Annotated in this window: 13 protein-coding genes and 1 pseudogene; 4 read left to right on the top strand and 10 right to left on the bottom strand. The window is 57.1% G+C overall.

What is annotated here, in order from left to right:
- Positions 1–139: 139 nt before the first annotated feature.
- From SBC1_RS01295 to SBC1_RS01275, 5 genes are all read right to left on the bottom strand, one after another.
- Positions 140–835 (bottom strand): HEPN/Toprim-associated domain-containing protein, encoded by a 696-nt coding sequence (locus SBC1_RS01295; protein WP_165986999.1) that lies wholly within the window; start codon positions 833–835, stop codon positions 140–142.
- A 58-nt stretch (positions 836–893) separates the two neighbouring features.
- The gene (locus tag SBC1_RS01290) at positions 894–1,904 is read right to left on the bottom strand and encodes an IS30 family transposase (protein WP_241202253.1); all 1,011 of its coding nucleotides are present in this window, start codon (positions 1,902–1,904) and stop codon (positions 894–896) included.
- A 698-nt stretch (positions 1,905–2,602) separates the two neighbouring features.
- A complete protein-coding gene (locus SBC1_RS39720; protein WP_243830259.1) occupies positions 2,603–2,986 on the bottom strand; it encodes a hypothetical protein in 384 nt (127 codons plus the stop codon).
- Between the two features lie 20 nt (positions 2,987–3,006).
- The gene (locus SBC1_RS01280) at positions 3,007–3,576 is read right to left on the bottom strand and encodes a hypothetical protein (protein WP_165986998.1); all 570 of its coding nucleotides are present in this window, start codon (positions 3,574–3,576) and stop codon (positions 3,007–3,009) included.
- 256 nt (positions 3,577–3,832) lie between these two features.
- Positions 3,833–4,324: a hypothetical protein gene (locus SBC1_RS01275; RefSeq protein ID WP_165986997.1), complete on the bottom strand. Its 492-nt coding sequence runs from the start codon at positions 4,322–4,324 to the stop codon at positions 3,833–3,835.
- Between the two features lie 135 nt (positions 4,325–4,459).
- On the opposite strand from SBC1_RS01275, the gene SBC1_RS01270 reads away from it, so the two are divergent.
- Both SBC1_RS01270 and SBC1_RS01265 read left to right on the top strand, forming a co-directional pair.
- On the top strand, positions 4,460–4,813 hold the full coding sequence (locus tag SBC1_RS01270; RefSeq protein ID WP_165986995.1) for a helix-turn-helix domain-containing protein: 354 nt from the start codon (positions 4,460–4,462) through the stop codon (positions 4,811–4,813).
- Between the two features lie 371 nt (positions 4,814–5,184).
- Positions 5,185–5,646: pseudogene (locus SBC1_RS01265) on the top strand (ATP-binding protein); the annotation flags it as partial.
- A gap of 96 nt (positions 5,647–5,742) precedes the next feature.
- Here the strand turns inward: SBC1_RS01265 and SBC1_RS40390 are convergent.
- On the bottom strand, positions 5,743–5,874 hold the full coding sequence (locus SBC1_RS40390; RefSeq protein ID WP_255540302.1) for a hypothetical protein: 132 nt from the start codon (positions 5,872–5,874) through the stop codon (positions 5,743–5,745).
- Between the two features lie 159 nt (positions 5,875–6,033).
- Positions 6,034–6,657 carry a hypothetical protein gene (locus tag SBC1_RS01260; protein WP_243830258.1) on the bottom strand — a complete coding sequence of 208 codons (624 nt, stop codon included), beginning with the start codon at positions 6,655–6,657 and terminating at the stop codon, positions 6,034–6,036.
- A gap of 251 nt (positions 6,658–6,908) precedes the next feature.
- Between SBC1_RS01260 and SBC1_RS01255 the strand changes: the two genes are divergently transcribed.
- Positions 6,909–7,445: a peroxiredoxin gene (locus SBC1_RS01255; RefSeq protein WP_165085878.1), complete on the top strand. Its 537-nt coding sequence runs from the start codon at positions 6,909–6,911 to the stop codon at positions 7,443–7,445.
- A 358-nt stretch (positions 7,446–7,803) separates the two neighbouring features.
- Positions 7,804–8,568 (top strand): DUF3592 domain-containing protein, encoded by a 765-nt coding sequence (locus tag SBC1_RS01250; protein WP_165986991.1) that lies wholly within the window; start codon positions 7,804–7,806, stop codon positions 8,566–8,568.
- A gap of 383 nt (positions 8,569–8,951) precedes the next feature.
- On the opposite strand, the gene SBC1_RS01245 is transcribed toward SBC1_RS01250, so the two are convergent.
- The 3 genes from SBC1_RS01245 to SBC1_RS01235 form a co-directional block, all read right to left on the bottom strand.
- The gene (locus SBC1_RS01245) at positions 8,952–10,292 is read right to left on the bottom strand and encodes a sigma-54 dependent transcriptional regulator (protein ID WP_165085873.1); all 1,341 of its coding nucleotides are present in this window, start codon (positions 10,290–10,292) and stop codon (positions 8,952–8,954) included.
- 125 nt (positions 10,293–10,417) lie between these two features.
- Positions 10,418–12,451, bottom strand: a complete 2,034-nt coding sequence (locus SBC1_RS01240) for an ATP-binding protein (RefSeq protein WP_165986989.1) — start codon at positions 12,449–12,451, stop codon at positions 10,418–10,420.
- Positions 12,452–12,526: 75 nt separating this feature from the next.
- Positions 12,527–13,810, bottom strand: coding sequence for a dicarboxylate/amino acid:cation symporter (locus SBC1_RS01235; RefSeq protein ID WP_165085868.1), 1,284 nt, complete (start codon positions 13,808–13,810; stop codon positions 12,527–12,529).
- Positions 13,811–14,203: the final 393 nt, after the last annotated feature.

Here is a 14,203-nt window from a genome sequence, read left to right as displayed (position 1 = left end):
TTTTGTTCAATTGCTGAAGAGCGCTCTTTTGCGAAAGACCGTGCTCAATCGTCTGAAGCGCCGGCGCTCTGAATTCTCGTTCTTTTGACGAGTCGAACCATGTCCTGAATTCAGGATGACATCGCTGAAATGCGTGATGCTAGATGTCGTCGTAAGACACATCCTGAGTGACGATTAACTTCGGTGTCCGCACTCGCATGTCATCGAAAGTGATGTCACCTTGGTGTTCAACAAACATCGTTACTTCCTGCTCGCAAAATGCGTCTCCCGGTAAGACCTCCAGCAGCGCTGTCGCCATGTTGTCGATTGAGCGGCACGGAAACCCAAGAAGACAATGCTCCGTCATCAGTTCACGTTCATCCGGACGGTCCGAACCCGTGATGATGTCGACCAAGATATTTGTGGGATGAAAGACCTCCCCAGCGTTCCGTCGAACGCGTGTGACGTTCCCCTTGACCGCTTTGGCGAGAGCCTCGAGCCAATCGTCGAGCGTTGCGGCACGGAACGCTTCAGCGCGAGCCTGTGCTTTTTCGGCGTCAGGATACGGATTGAAGAACAACGTTCCCCCTTTCTGGCAAGTAGCCTGGTAAAACGTTAGGAACTCCTGTTCCAATGTCTTCCATGAGAAACCTGCGCGTCCAAGACGTTTGCGAAGAACCTCGGCGGTTATCGAATATACAAAGTCCACCACGATTCTCTCTTCACCATTACTGAGGAAACCCTTGCGCGAACGTATGATTCTGTCTCGTTTCTCGAAACGCTCCCACAAGGTGTAGGAACGTCTCCATACATCCAGTTCATAGCCGCCAATGGTAATTTCCGAGCTGCACGTCATTTAAAGTAGCCTCTTCGAATATGAAAGGCGGTTTCAAACCGAAGCGCAACAGGAGGGGCTAGTGTTTAGAGCCTTGAGGTTGGCTTGCTGAGGCAAGTGTCGCAGCGAAGACCTCGAATGGCGAATGGAACGCGTGAGTGGCGCGCGGGCGGCTGTTCAGACTGTCGGCGATCGCGTCGAGTTCTTCCTGACTGTAGACCGATAGGTCCGTGCCTTTAGGCAGATACTGGCGCAGCAACCCGTTGGTGTTCTCGCAGGTTCCACGTTGCCAGGGGCTATGTGGGTCACAGAAGTAGACATTCACGCCGGTGGCGGCGGCCAGCTCCTTATGCCGCGACATTTCTTTGCCCTGGTCGTAAGTAAAGCTTTGCCGTAAGGGCGCCACAATCGAATTGAGTTTGGCGGAGAAGCCCGCTAGCGCTGAAGCGGCGGTGGCGTCCTCCATCTTGGCAAGCAGCACCAGGCGGCTGGTGCGCTCGACCAGAACGCCTACAGAGGATTGGTTGTTCGCACCCTTGATGAAGTCGCCTTCCCAGTGACCTGGCAGCAGTCGGTCTTCAATTTCGGGCGGGCGCACGTGGATACTGACCATGTCGGGAATCTGTCCGCGCCGGTCGGTGCCCCGCGTGCGTGGCATGCGCGTGCTGTGGCCATGGCGCAGGCAGGCAATGAGTTGGCGGCGCAGTTCACCGCGCGGCTGAGCATAGATAGCCGTGTAGATGGTTTCGTGCGAGACGTGCTGGGTCGAGTCGGTTGGATACATGCGCTTCAGTGTGCCCGATATCTGCTGAGGCGACCATTTCCACTCAAGCAGGGTGAGAACGATGCGCCAGCAGACACTTTGCGGGCAAAGCTTGGCCCGAGGGCGTGACGCACTGCGGCGCGCGCTGCAAAGCGCTGCAGCAGGCACTGATGCATAGCCAACAGGAGAGCTGTTTCGCGTTAACTCGCGGCTGATAGTTCCCGGCGAGCGCCCAAGTATGCGAGCCATGGCTCGCATACTTGAACCCTGCAGATGCAAGCTTGCAATGATCAGGCGTTCTTCAGGCTGAAGTTGTTGGTAAGAAATTTTTTCGGGCATTGCGACACCTTATACGAGATAGGTGTTGCACTTCGCTTTTGAGGCCGCCAAACAATTTGGTGAGAGCAATCCAGAATTTGGATGTCTCAGTGTCCGCAGTTGCTAGACTTGTTCGTATAAGCAAAAAGAGGCTGCATGAAATGGCCAAAGTCGGATATTTAAAGAGCTCGTATCCGAAAAATCTGAAAATCTCGTGTCTGTGCTTGGACTTTATCGGCGTGAATTTTTTTTGTTTGTAGGCGAGCTTTTGTCCGGTGAGGACCGTCGCCGAGCTTCTTCAAACCGAATCTGACCTCAGGCGTGGGGCGCGCAACGGTAACGGCTGACCTACTTGCGCAAGATGTCAGGGGTTCTCGATACACCGCGGCAGCCCGCGCCTCGAATTGCCCAGATTTCGGAACATCGGACCTGGGCTGTATCCTTGGGTTTCCAGCTCACTACCCGTACTTTCTTCGAGGTGCCCGGCGTTCCGACGAATGGACGCAGGCTTCGACCGGATGCACTTCTGTCGGCCGGATGTTGCGTTAGGGTGCACTCATCTCTGCGCTCCCCCGCGAGTTGCCGCAATCCGCAACCATCTCGGGTTCGTGTCGCAAAACCTTCGAGAGAAGTCTGCTCACGGCGATGTCGTCAGCCGGAATTTGCGTATCAGTATTGGGCATCTTTACCATGAAAAAATATCCATCTCAGTGTCGCTTGCGTTGCTTCACCTGACAAAGCTCTAGTTCTTTGCTGAGCGCATCTATCTGCGCTTGCATGCCAGCCGCTCGGCGAAGGAGTTGCCCCACCTGGTGCCAATACTCATGGCCAAGGTCCCCATCCGCGAGAGCGAGTTCGTGAATTTTGCGCAGAGCAATCTCCAAGTCGAGTACGTTTTCAGTAGGCATGTTGCTCGTTGCAAAGTACGAAGGATGATGCTTGTGCGATGAAGCCCCTGAGCGACGGAAGATGTATCCGTGATTGACGTAATGTTTTTTGATGCGCAAAACTTCCAAAGCAAGAACAGCACCGATTGCTGGCACATACAGAAGCGGTAGATTTTGGAGAACGAGTTCTAGTATCTGTTCCATGGCTCCGATAGAAGTTGCGTTCAGCCCTTCGCGAATTCATCGGCCGCCTTTTGCACAGGTTTGACCTTGTTAACCGCGAGAAATTGAAGCGGCGTCGAACCGCTAAGCGACTCTATCGGAGTGGTAAAAAAGTTCCACCTGTCCCAACCGGACGTATCACCAAGGCCACGTATGACCTTCGCGAAGTCGTTGTGATGGATCATGGGACACAGAAAGAATCCGGGGATGTACACCTCTCCTTCGAGCTCAATGCTAAAGACTTTCCTAGAAGCGAGGGATTTGCTTAGTTTCCTTTCTGTGACATCTGCAGCCCCAAGGTAGTCGGCCACGCGGAGCAACTTCCCTTGATGCACGAGGTCGTAACCCCCGGAGTTTGTCAACGCGCTCCGTATTGGGTGTTCACTTGTTCTTAGTTTCGATTTGCGGCTAACGCCCTTGCGCAGTTTCTCGCCCTCATCACGCATCGAAGGTAGGTCTAGGTTCAGTATCGTCGACGTGCCAATGACTTTCCACAGTCGGTTCTTAAACATGCGCCCGAGCTGCTCGTCGGAGAGTTCGAGAAGCGCGTTCCAGCTTATAGGGTCAACCAACAAAGCAGCGACAACAGCACAATCAATCGCGTGGTCTATCTGTGCGAGCCGCGCTTCTTCAGGCGAAAGAGTGCCTCGCTTTCGGCGAGGCCGCCGTGGCGTTGACGCTCCTTTGGTCGTGGTTACATTCATGGTGGCAGGAATTAGTTAGGGGCCGGTGTCGTTCTCGTGATCCTAAAAACCGTCGAACTTAAGGTTTGAACTTTGCCGCTGACACAAAGGCTCGCGCCATTTCGTTCCGCATCAGTGCTCGGGACTATGACGAAAGCTTCAGCTTGGCAAGAGCTCGCACCGCGGCTTCCCCATAGGTGTGGCCATGAGCTGTGACCCCTTTAATAGTGCACACGGCAGTTCTATCATTCGCCTCGAAGCTAGCCCCCTGCACTTGCGCATAGTCGAGCGCCGCGAGCATGGATGCCTCCGGGTCGGACGCAACATCAACCGCCGTTGTGTCTCTTGCGTAAACGCGAAGCTTGCCGGTTTCCAAATCAAAATGCGCAAATGCGCGGCTCGGGTCGCCCGCTACTTCGAGTCCGTCTTTCTTGCAGAGGAGAAAGAGCACTTCCAAAATGTCTAACGACTCGACGTCGGCCGTCTGGGACGCTATACCGGGCGGGGGCTTGGGTGCTGTTTCGCTAACGCTAGTTCGCATTTTGTCCTCCAAACGCGTCATCAGGCTCCTACGCCTTGCATTGCTCCGGGATTCCATAATTGCCTCGTATAGCGTGAAATGGATCTTCCGCTGCATGCTGACGATCCGTCGTAGGTATCGCTCTTGGACAAGGGTGTCCTGCGAAAATAGTCGATTTTCGACTATAGTCGATTTTGGACTATTCGTAGATGGACTGCAAGCTGTCGCCGTTTTGACACCTCGGTCTCCCTCGTGCAAAAGTCCATTTACACGGAGCATTACGCTCTCCTGTTGTCCACGCTGCGGGAAGGACGGAAAGCGGCTGGACTGTCGCAAGTCGAATTGGCGAGACGGTTGGACCTTACCCAGTCATTTGTCGGGAAATGTGAGCGAGGCGAACGCCGACTTGACGCCATCGAATTAAGAAATTGGTCGCAAGCGCTTGGCCTAACGCTTGATAAGGTAGTCAGCGACCTTGAGGCAGCGATTTTGAATTTTGAAGCTGTGAAGTCGAACGCTGGTAAAACGGCGCGGAAGACTGCCCGTAAAACTACGCCAAAACCCGCGCGAAAAACTCTGCGAAAAAATGGTGGCCGGACGGTTTAGACCAAGTTTCGCATCCTGCTTGGGGCGGTCGCCCTAGTAGGCGGGTCCAAAAGTGAACATGTCTGCGGTCGGCTCGCCGATGATGGCGTTCGCAGGTGCGTTTCTGAAGGGCAGGCGAGACTCGACTCCAGCGTGGCAGAAGGATATGGCGGCCAATCCTTTGGTCGCAAAAGTCGGATGTCCGAGCGGACAACAATTGTTCTGTCCGTTGAAGTCGCCTGACCATTTGGTGCGCGTCGACAATCAATCCATGGACAGACGTATCAAGAAATGTCCACACTTTCCCTCCCGAAGCGTGGACATCCGAAAGACCGTACAAACCTAAACAAATCAACGGCTTACCGTGTGTCCATGGCATGTCATGTAAACGGTGCGGGTGGCGTGGCGATCCGAACGGCCGCTGCCGATGCACACCCGACGTCGCCACGCGTTATCTGCGCAAATTATCCGGGCCGCTGCTCGATCGCATCGATATCCAGATCGAATTACCCGCGTTGTCTCCGGCGGAATTGTCGGGGAGAAGTGCCTCGATTGGCGAAACCAGCGCGACCGTTGCACGGCGGGTCGCCGACGCACGCGACCGGCAACTCGAACGGCAGGGAAAGACGAACCGCGAGCTGGACGGACGCGAAGTGGATGCGGTCTGCCGGCTCGATGCCACTGGGGAAGCCCTGCTCCGCGAAGCCGGTGAACGTTTTGGCTGGTCGGCACGCGCGTATTACCGGGTTCTGAAGGTGGCGCGTACGATCGCCGATCTCGCTGCGGCCGATTCACCGACCGCGACTCACCTCGCTGAAGCGATTCAATATCGACGAGCATTTGCTACTGCATAAACCACCACCGAAATCCCGAGACCCCAAAAAAGAAAAATCGCCTGTCAAGACTTGACTTATGCACACTGCATCGTTCTTGGTTTCGCTAACATCTGATCAAACATCCGTTTTGGCAATGATCGGCAGGCCATTGATTTTATTACCTATTTTAGGCTGCACTGAATCAAGGCAAAGTAAGGAAAGCCGCGTCGGACGGGCGCTTGGCGAGGTCGCGGCGATGTTTTCCACAAAGTTATCCACAGCCTCTGTGGATAGTTCAAAAAACTGAGATAAATCCTAGTTTTAGCTGTAAATGCTTGTGCGATTTCTCATGCCCGAAACGTTTGCGCGGTGTCGTTCAATTTGAGAAATACCGGCGAACGAATGGTTGCGCTTCGGTGCAAATACTTAAAAAAGTTTGAAGGAGGAGAAAAACTGATCGATTTGATCGGGCGGCGGCATCTTGGTTGAGACAATCGCGACCTGGTAAGCGTGCGTTCCCTTGGCAATGAAACGCGCCCGGATCTGACGCGTTTCGCTCTTCTGGCCGTTGGCGCTTGTGCCGCTGACAGTGATTTCCGCGCCGGCCAAATGTCCGCCCGCCGCCACTTCAATGTCAACAGGGTGCGCAGCGGGCGCGGCGTTGAGATTGCGTGCCAATCCTTGCTGAAGAAAATCAAGCGCAGCGCGCTGGGTCGCCGGATCGGCATCAGGCAAATCAACCGTACCGACGGCAAATACCGCGTCGCCCGCCTCGGCCGTCTGCATCTTCATATGCATCGGCTTGCCGGCTACGTCGATATCGCGCGCGTCGGAGCGCGGCTTCGCCGGGAAGGTAACTTCGTACGCGTCGTCGTTGTTCTGGATCGTGCGCCAGTCGTAGGCCGGCGTGCAGGCCAGCAGCGCAGCGGCGGTGAACAAAAGCGTAGTGGTCGAAGCGGCTGACCTGAGTAGCGTGCGCAGGGAACGCACTGCGGTATAGGCGGTATAAAGAACGGCGGATTTCAAGGCGCGGTGAAAAGATCGGATCATGAGAAAAGCTGGGAAAAAAGCATGATTATCCGCTGCCGGTGCTGAAACCGTTGGCGGTGACCAAAACGGCGGCTTTCAAAGAAGATAGCGCCCTGCCTTGCAAACGGCCCACAGCAAACCGCACGCAGAACGCTTTTTCGAGATTGGAGCTAAAATGCGGTCCATCCAGTCACGCTGGCGTTGTTGCGAATAAGCCCAGTACCAACAGCCGAGTACCAACCAAGTAAGAACCGAGCAAGCTCGAGGTTTCCATGTCAGAGAATTCACAGGTTTCACCGGGACGCAGCAAGAGCCCGCTGCGCTACATCGTGATGGCGGTTATCGCCGGCGTGATTGCGTGCACCGGCTATTTTGCGTTCGGCGGTCAGCAACGCGTTCCGGATGCCACGTTCACGTTGTTGTCGGGCCAGAAGATTTCGACATCCACGGATCTCAAGGGCAAGGTCTACCTGATCAACTTCTGGGCGACCGACTGCGAAACCTGCATGAAAGAGATGCCGGCCATGGTCGACACGTACAACCGCTTCAAGGGCCGTGGCCTGGAATTTGTCGCGGTGGCGATGAAATACGACGCGCCGATGTACGTGACCAACTACGCGCAAACGCGCAACCTGCCCTTCAAGGTTGCAATGGACGACGGCAGCGCCGCAAAGCAGTTCGGCAATGTGCAATTGACGCCGACTACGTTTGTCGTGGATAAGGACGGCAAGATCTTGAAGCGTTACGTGGGTGAGCCGACATTCTCGGAACTCGATGCGCTTCTCGATAAAGCGCTGAAGGCTGCCTGAGACCGGCCGGTTCGGCTTGACGCGTTACACGGTTAAAAACAAAACGCCCGCTGATGAATCAGCGGGCGTTTTGTTTTGTGGGGAGCTGTCGGGTGCCACAGAAAGTGAAAACTGTGCCAAGTAAGTGAAAAGCTTCTGCCACAATTCTTGCAGAAATCCGGGCGACCGACACTTTCCCCGAGGACTCGGCCGTCCGCCACCGTCGCTGATCGACCCACAGGCGACGGTTGACTTTCTAAATTGCAGACGTTCGCTGCCACGGCAGCCACGCTAGTCAACCGTTCCAAGATCTGCCTGTGTAAAGTTTCTTGAAATACAGCCGTTATTCATATTTAGATTCGTTTCCGCGTTAGGACATATGGATAAAATTACGAAATTCGCGTATTTCGGTGTTTTTTCAGGCAACGTATTTACCCTAGTAGCGATTCTGTTCTACGGAAGAGCGAATCATCTCGCCCCTCTGTCTATCATGGCAATTTATCTCTGCGCGAGCTTGCTGTCGGCGACCGGATTTTATTTTAAATTTATTAAGCCAAGAATCGAGAATGGGTCGAAGACTCTATCAACGACCGCGAACGAGCTTCGCCCCGAGGGCGGTCCTCCGAAAACCAAGCCAAGAACGAAGACATTTTTAATCCCTGCGTTCATTATTATCGGGCTTTACATACTATTTTCTATTTTGCTCGCTGTACCCATCCAACAACGGCGCGCACTGGCGAACGCTGAACAAGGCTGGAAGGAAACCAACGCCGAAATCATCTCATCAGATGTGGAGGCTGTGGGACTTCGTGGCCGCGTGTCGTGGTACCCATTTTGGTTTTATTCGTATAGTGTCAATGGCCATCAGTATCGAGGCGATAGCCGCACGTTTACGACTGGGTACGAGAAAAGATGGTTTGATTCGGCGGACGCGGCTAGACAAAGCGCAACCTCAAGGTCTAATGGTACGACCGTATCAGCTTTCTATGATCCGGAAGTCCCTGCGCACTCTGTGTTAGATCGCCATGAATCTTCTTGGCGCGAATTTCGCATAGAACTTGAAATAGCCAAAATTTTCGGGGTCATTTTGTTGCTTTACGCGGTTCTAGTCCGGGTTTTACGAAAAAAACGGAATTCGGATTAGTCGATTCACAAGGGCCAGTCAGCTTTCGCTACGGCGTATGTTGATAAACCGGTGGTAGCAAGATGCAATCGATGAACGCTACATTGTCGGCACTTCAGGCGTCGTTGTCGAATGGCTGAAAGTGGCCGGTCCGTGCCCATCGCTGACCGCGGCAAGCTGGCCGCTGGCTTGCGACCGACTATAGAGTCCAAACGCGCCAATGAGAAAACGGCGGTTTGTTTACTTACTGCGGCCGTGCGCGACGGATATTTCACTTTCCTCGGCACGTGCTGGCCGCTCGGTGCCACTCTTCCCGAAAAATCGCCTTAAATTCAACGACGCATTTTTCAGTATTGGTGACACCCGACAGAAGCTAAAAAAATACGCAGAAACAGCGCCTCCGTTTACCGGTCAACCTCACCCTTCGCCGCCAGTCCATAGCGCTTGATTTTTTCGTAGAGCGTGGCCTTGCCGAGCTGCAACCGGTCGGCCGCTGCGGCCACCACACCGCCGCACTGCTCCAGCACCTCCCCGATCACCGCCCGCTCGAACTGCTCCGTACGCTCCTTGAGCGATTGCGTGGCTGCATCGAGCGGGACACCGGTTTCATCGATGATACCCAGCACCATCCGGTCCGCCGCGTTGCGCAGTTCACGCACATTGCCCGGCCAGTCGCGCTGCATCAGTTCAGCTCGCTGACGGTCGCTGAGCAACGGCGCCGGGCGCTCGTAACGCACAGCGGCATCGAGCAAAAAGTGCTCGAACAGCGGCACTACGTCTTCACGGCGCTCAGCGAGCGGCGGCAGCGTGATCGTCACTACATTCAGCCGGTACATCAAATCGCGTCGGAACGTGCCTGCCGCGACGTGCTCCGTCATGTCGCCCTTCACGGCCGCGATCACCCGGCAGTTCGCGCGAATCGGCTGATTCGAGCCCAGCCGCTCCAGCACGCCGTCCTGCAGCACGCGCAGCAATTTCACTTGCAACGCGAGCGGCATGCTTTCGATTTCATCGAGGAACAGCGTGCCGCCTGATGCATGTTCCAGCTTGCCGATACGGCGTTTCTGCGCACCGGTAAACGCGCCGGCCTCATAGCCGAACATTTCCGATTCGAACATCTGCTCGGGCAATGCGCCGCAATTCACCGCGATAAAGGGTTTGTCTCGACGCGGCGAGAGGTCATGCAAGCTCCGCGCGATCAGCTCCTTGCCGGCGCCGGTATCCCCATTTATCAGCACGGAGGCATCGGTGGGCGCGACGTTCGCAATCAGCTTGCGCACCTGCTCAATCGCCGGGCTGCGTCCGATGATTCTCGGCGCCACGCTGCTCTGTCCTGCAAGCTCACGCCGCAGAGCGCGGTTTTCCAGCACGAGCGTGCGACGCTCCAGCGCGCGGCGAACTGCCTCTATCAACCGCTCCGATGCGAATGGTTTTTCGATAAAATCGTACGCGCCGTCGCGCATGGCCTGGACGGCCATCGAGATATCGCCGTGGCCTGTCACGAGAATGACCGGTACTTCGGGCGCCCGTTCGTGGCATTGAGCCAGAAGGTCGAGGCCGCTCGCGCCCGGCAGACGGATATCGCTCACGATCACGCCGGGGAAACTGGCATCGATCAGGCGTGACGCCCCCTCCACACTGCCGAACGCGGTTACATCAAAGCCGGCGAGCTGGAGGCTTTGCACGCTTGCTCGGCGTACCAGTTCATCGTCTTCGATGAAGATCACCTGAAGGCCTGCGGTCATGGGTTTCTACTCCTGCGGGGTATTGCTTCGTGTTGCCGCTTTCGGCGCGAAACGCCGGGCGTTACGGCATTTTCTCAGCATGTGGAGCGTGCCGCTGCGCCGATCGCTTTAAGGTCGCGTTCTCGTCACGCTCGATGCAGCGTAATCACGAATTCTGCCCCGTGCGAGCGATCCGCGTCAGCCTGCGTGCCGCCCTCCGGCCCATCCACTTCCATCTGCGGGATCAGATTACGCGCGACCAACGTGCCGCCGTAATCCCGCGCGATAGCCGATGAAATCGCCAACCCCAAGCCCAATCCGTGGCCCATTTCCTTCGTCGTGAAAAACGGCTCGAAAAGACGCGGCAGGACATCGGGTGGAATGCCCGGCCCGTTGTCCCGCACCACGATATTCACGGTTGTTTCGTGCCTCACCAACTCAATCTCGATACGAGGAACATCGCACGCGGCGACCGCATCCAGCGCGTTGCCGATCAGGTTGATCAGGATTTGCTCGAGCCGCAGATCCTCGCAGCGCACATACAGCGGCGGGCTGGAATCGGCGCGCTCGTTGGCATCGAAGGCGAGCACTACGTTCTTCATGCGCGGCTGCAGCATGGCGAGCACGTTACGCAACGCGCGGCCAACATCGGTGCGCGCGTTTTTCGGACGGGCCTTCGCGACGAACAACTTCAACTGATTCGTGATCTTTCCCATGCGCTCCGTCAACGCGGCAATCGCCTCGAGATTCTCGTGCGCCGCCACGTGATCGCCGCGCTCGATCAGCACGCGGGTGTTGTCGGAGAAACTGCGCAACGCGGCAAGCGGCTGGTTCAACTCATGCGTAATGCCCGCCGCCATCTGCCCCAGCGCGGCCAGTTTGCTCGCCTGGATCAGCTCGTCGTGTGCGGCCCGCAAGTCCTGTTCAGCCCGCGTGCGCTCGCTCACCTCCTTGATCAGCAACGCGTTCGCTTCCGATAAATCCGCCGTCCGCTCCGCCACACGCTCATTCAGCTCGGCATAGGCGGTCTGCAACAGCGCGCGGCTGCGAATCATTTCCCGCACACGTACACGACGCATGCGCCAGTAGAACGCGAACAAACAGAGCGAGACGAACACCAGCGCCGTCACAATCGTCGCGCTCCACGCGGCATCGACCGCCGGATCAAGAGACACCATCGTCATCAAATGCCAATCGGGCTCGCCGAGCGCGCGCTGCGTGGCGAGAAAACTCGGCGCGTCGCGGCCGCCTCCCACGCGCACGATTTGCGCGCCGCCTTCGAGCGTGCGCACGATGGTGATCGGCAGCGCGGTGATCGGATGCTGCGCGTACTGCCGCGCGGAATACACCGACGCCTCGATATCCTTCGGCAGCGGCCGCAGCGTGTGATATTTCCACGCCGGCACTGAGGACAGGAAGATCACGCCGTGATCGTCGGTGACGAGCAGCGGCTCGGAGGCATCGGCGCCTTGCAGCCATTCCAGATTCAGCTTGACCACCGCCACGCCGATAATGTCCCGCGTACCTTCTTTGAATACCGGCTGCGAGATGAAATAACCGGGCTCGCGTGAGATGGTGCCGAGCCCGAAAAAACGGCCGGTGCCGCCTTTGACGGCATCGACAAAATACGGCCGGAACAAGTATTCCGCGCCCACGAAACTATCCGGGCCATTCCAGTTGCTCGCCGCCACGCAGCGCCCGTTCGCCTGGATGATGTACGTCGCCGTGGCACGCGCGCGCGTGTTCAGGTCGGCGAGATAACGGTCCGCGCGTGCGGCGAATTGCGGGTTCGGATCGGCGAGAACCTCCTGCACGAACGGATGGCGCGAAAGCAGATAAGGCAGATATTCGTAACGGTCGAGCGTGCTTTTCAGCTCGGCCGTCGTGCGGTCGACGCGCGCCGCCGCGTTTTGACGCAACGCGTCGAGCCCGCGTTGCCACGCGATGCTCCACGTCAGCGCGCACACGCCGGCGAGCGCCGCGAGAAGAAGCAGGAAAACGACCAAACGCCGCGTCACGTGAAGGGGTTCCAGACGATAGGGAGCCCCAATTGTGGCACGCGCCGCTTCGAACGCGGCTTCCGTGGACGCCTTCTCCGACGCTCTCGCCGCCGCCTCCGCCGCACTCTTCGTAAACGGATGCGGCGAAGCATCCGCCACCGAATGCTTCGCCGCTTTCATTGCTGTTGATCCCTTTCGCGTGAATATCGAATGCCGGGAAAGCAGCGCGCTTGCATGAGCCGCTGCTTCGCCCAATCAGGACACGGTTTCGGCTTCGGTATCCACCGCGCCGTGCTTGAGCTGATCGCGCAGCTTGTTGCGGTCCAGTTCCTTTTCCCACGCCGATACAACGACCGTCGCCACGCCGTTACCCACGATGTTCGTCAGCGCGCGGCACTCGCTCATGAAGCGGTCGATACCAAGGATCAGCACCATGCCCGACAGCGGAATGGTCGGCACCACAGCGAGCGTTGCGGCCAACGTGATGAACCCTGCGCCGGTCACGCCGCTTGCGCCCTTCGACGTCAGCATGGTCACGGCGAGCAGCGTCAGTTGCTGCGTCCACGTGAGGTCGGTGTTCGTCGCTTGGGCGATGAACAGCACGGCCATCGTCATGTAGATGTTGGTGCCGTCGAGGTTGAACGAATAACCGGTCGGTACCACGAGGCCCACCACCGAGCGCGAGCAGCCGAGCTTTTCGAGCTTGAGCATCAGTTGCGGCAACGCAGCTTCTGACGAACTCGTGCCCAGCACGATCAGCATTTCTTCCTTGATGTACGCGACGAACCGGAAGATGTTGAAGCCCACCAGCCGTGCAATCGCGCCGAGCACGACGACCACGAACACGACCGACGTCAGATAGAACGTACCGATCAGCTTGAGCATGGGCACCAGCGAGCCGATGCCGTACTTGCCGATGGTGAACGCCATTGCGCCGAACGCGCCGATCGGGGCCAGCTTCGTGATGATGCGCACGATACCGAACAGGATATGCGACAAGCTTTCGATAAAGCCCGTCACCACGCGGCCTTTCTCACCCGCGGTCGCCAGCACCGCGCCGAACAGCAGCGCGACCAGCAGGATCTGCAGGATTTCGCCTTGTGCGAACGCCGACGAGATCGTGTCCGGAATGATATGCATCAGGAAATCGGTGGTCGTCTGGCCGTGCGCCTTGGCGGCGTACGAGGCGACTGCCTTGGCGTCGAGCGTAGCCGGATCGATGTTGAAGCCCACGCCCGGTTTCAAGATGTGCGTAGCAGCGAGGCCGAGCACGAGCGCGAAAGTGGAGACGATTTCGAAGTAGAGCAGCGCCTTGCCGCCCACGCGGCCAACCTTCTTCATATCTTCCATGCCGGCAATGCCGGTGACGACCGTACAGAAGATGATTGGGCCGATCACCATCTTGATGAGCTTGATGAACCCATCGCCGAGCGGTTTCATCTCGGTGGCGAGCGCGGGATAGAAGTGCCCGAGCGCGATGCCGATGGCAATCGCCAACAGCACCTGCACATAGAGGACTTTATAAAAGGGTTTCTTCACGGTGGTCACGGTGGTTGCGGGCATGGTCGGCGAATGGCAAAGGGGTGAGACAAAAACGCGCCGGCGCTAGGCTGCGGCGATGCGCGTCTGGCGTCGGCAAAATCAGGCGAAGCTGGATGGGATGGGTTGCATTGAATCGTCTCCCTGTCTTTTTTGTGGCCTGTCTGGCCAGCCCTTCATATTGCAAGGTCGATGCCAGTTTTTGACTCGCGTTGAGCGTTGATTTTTAAGGGTTTTTTGCAGGCAAGAAGCCGCGAAAATCCGCGTTTCCGGAATTCGGGAATTGGACCGTCCGACCATCCGGACGGCACTCGGGTTATCCCTTAGAAGCTTTGTCTACGGGCTTTCCCGAGGTTTTGGGCACATCGAAACCGCTTCTGGCAGAGTCGCGCG

It is taken from the genome of Caballeronia sp. SBC1 (assembly GCF_011493005.1).
Taxonomy (GTDB): Bacteria; Pseudomonadota; Gammaproteobacteria; order Burkholderiales; family Burkholderiaceae; genus Caballeronia.
This window is presented reverse-complemented; position numbering and strand designations above follow the sequence as displayed.

What these genes read in the sequence shown, in the direction of transcription:
- SBC1_RS01295 (WP_165986999.1), bottom strand. Translation starts at nt 835, where the DNA reads ATGACGTGCAGCTCGGAAATTACCATTGGCGGCTATGAACTGGATGTA.
- SBC1_RS39720 (WP_243830259.1), bottom strand. Translation starts at nt 2,986, where the DNA reads ATGGAACAGATACTAGAACTCGTTCTCCAAAATCTACCGCTTCTGTAT.
- SBC1_RS01275 (WP_165986997.1), bottom strand. Translation starts at nt 4,324, where the DNA reads ATGCAGCGGAAGATCCATTTCACGCTATACGAGGCAATTATGGAATCC.
- SBC1_RS01260 (WP_243830258.1), bottom strand. Translation starts at nt 6,657, where the DNA reads ATGATCCGATCTTTTCACCGCGCCTTGAAATCCGCCGTTCTTTATACC.
- SBC1_RS01255 (WP_165085878.1), top strand. Translation starts at nt 6,909, where the DNA reads ATGTCAGAGAATTCACAGGTTTCACCGGGACGCAGCAAGAGCCCGCTG.
- SBC1_RS01250 (WP_165986991.1), top strand. Translation starts at nt 7,804, where the DNA reads ATGGATAAAATTACGAAATTCGCGTATTTCGGTGTTTTTTCAGGCAAC.
- SBC1_RS01245 (WP_165085873.1), bottom strand. Translation starts at nt 10,292, where the DNA reads ATGACCGCAGGCCTTCAGGTGATCTTCATCGAAGACGATGAACTGGTA.
- SBC1_RS01240 (WP_165986989.1), bottom strand. Translation starts at nt 12,451, where the DNA reads ATGAAAGCGGCGAAGCATTCGGTGGCGGATGCTTCGCCGCATCCGTTT.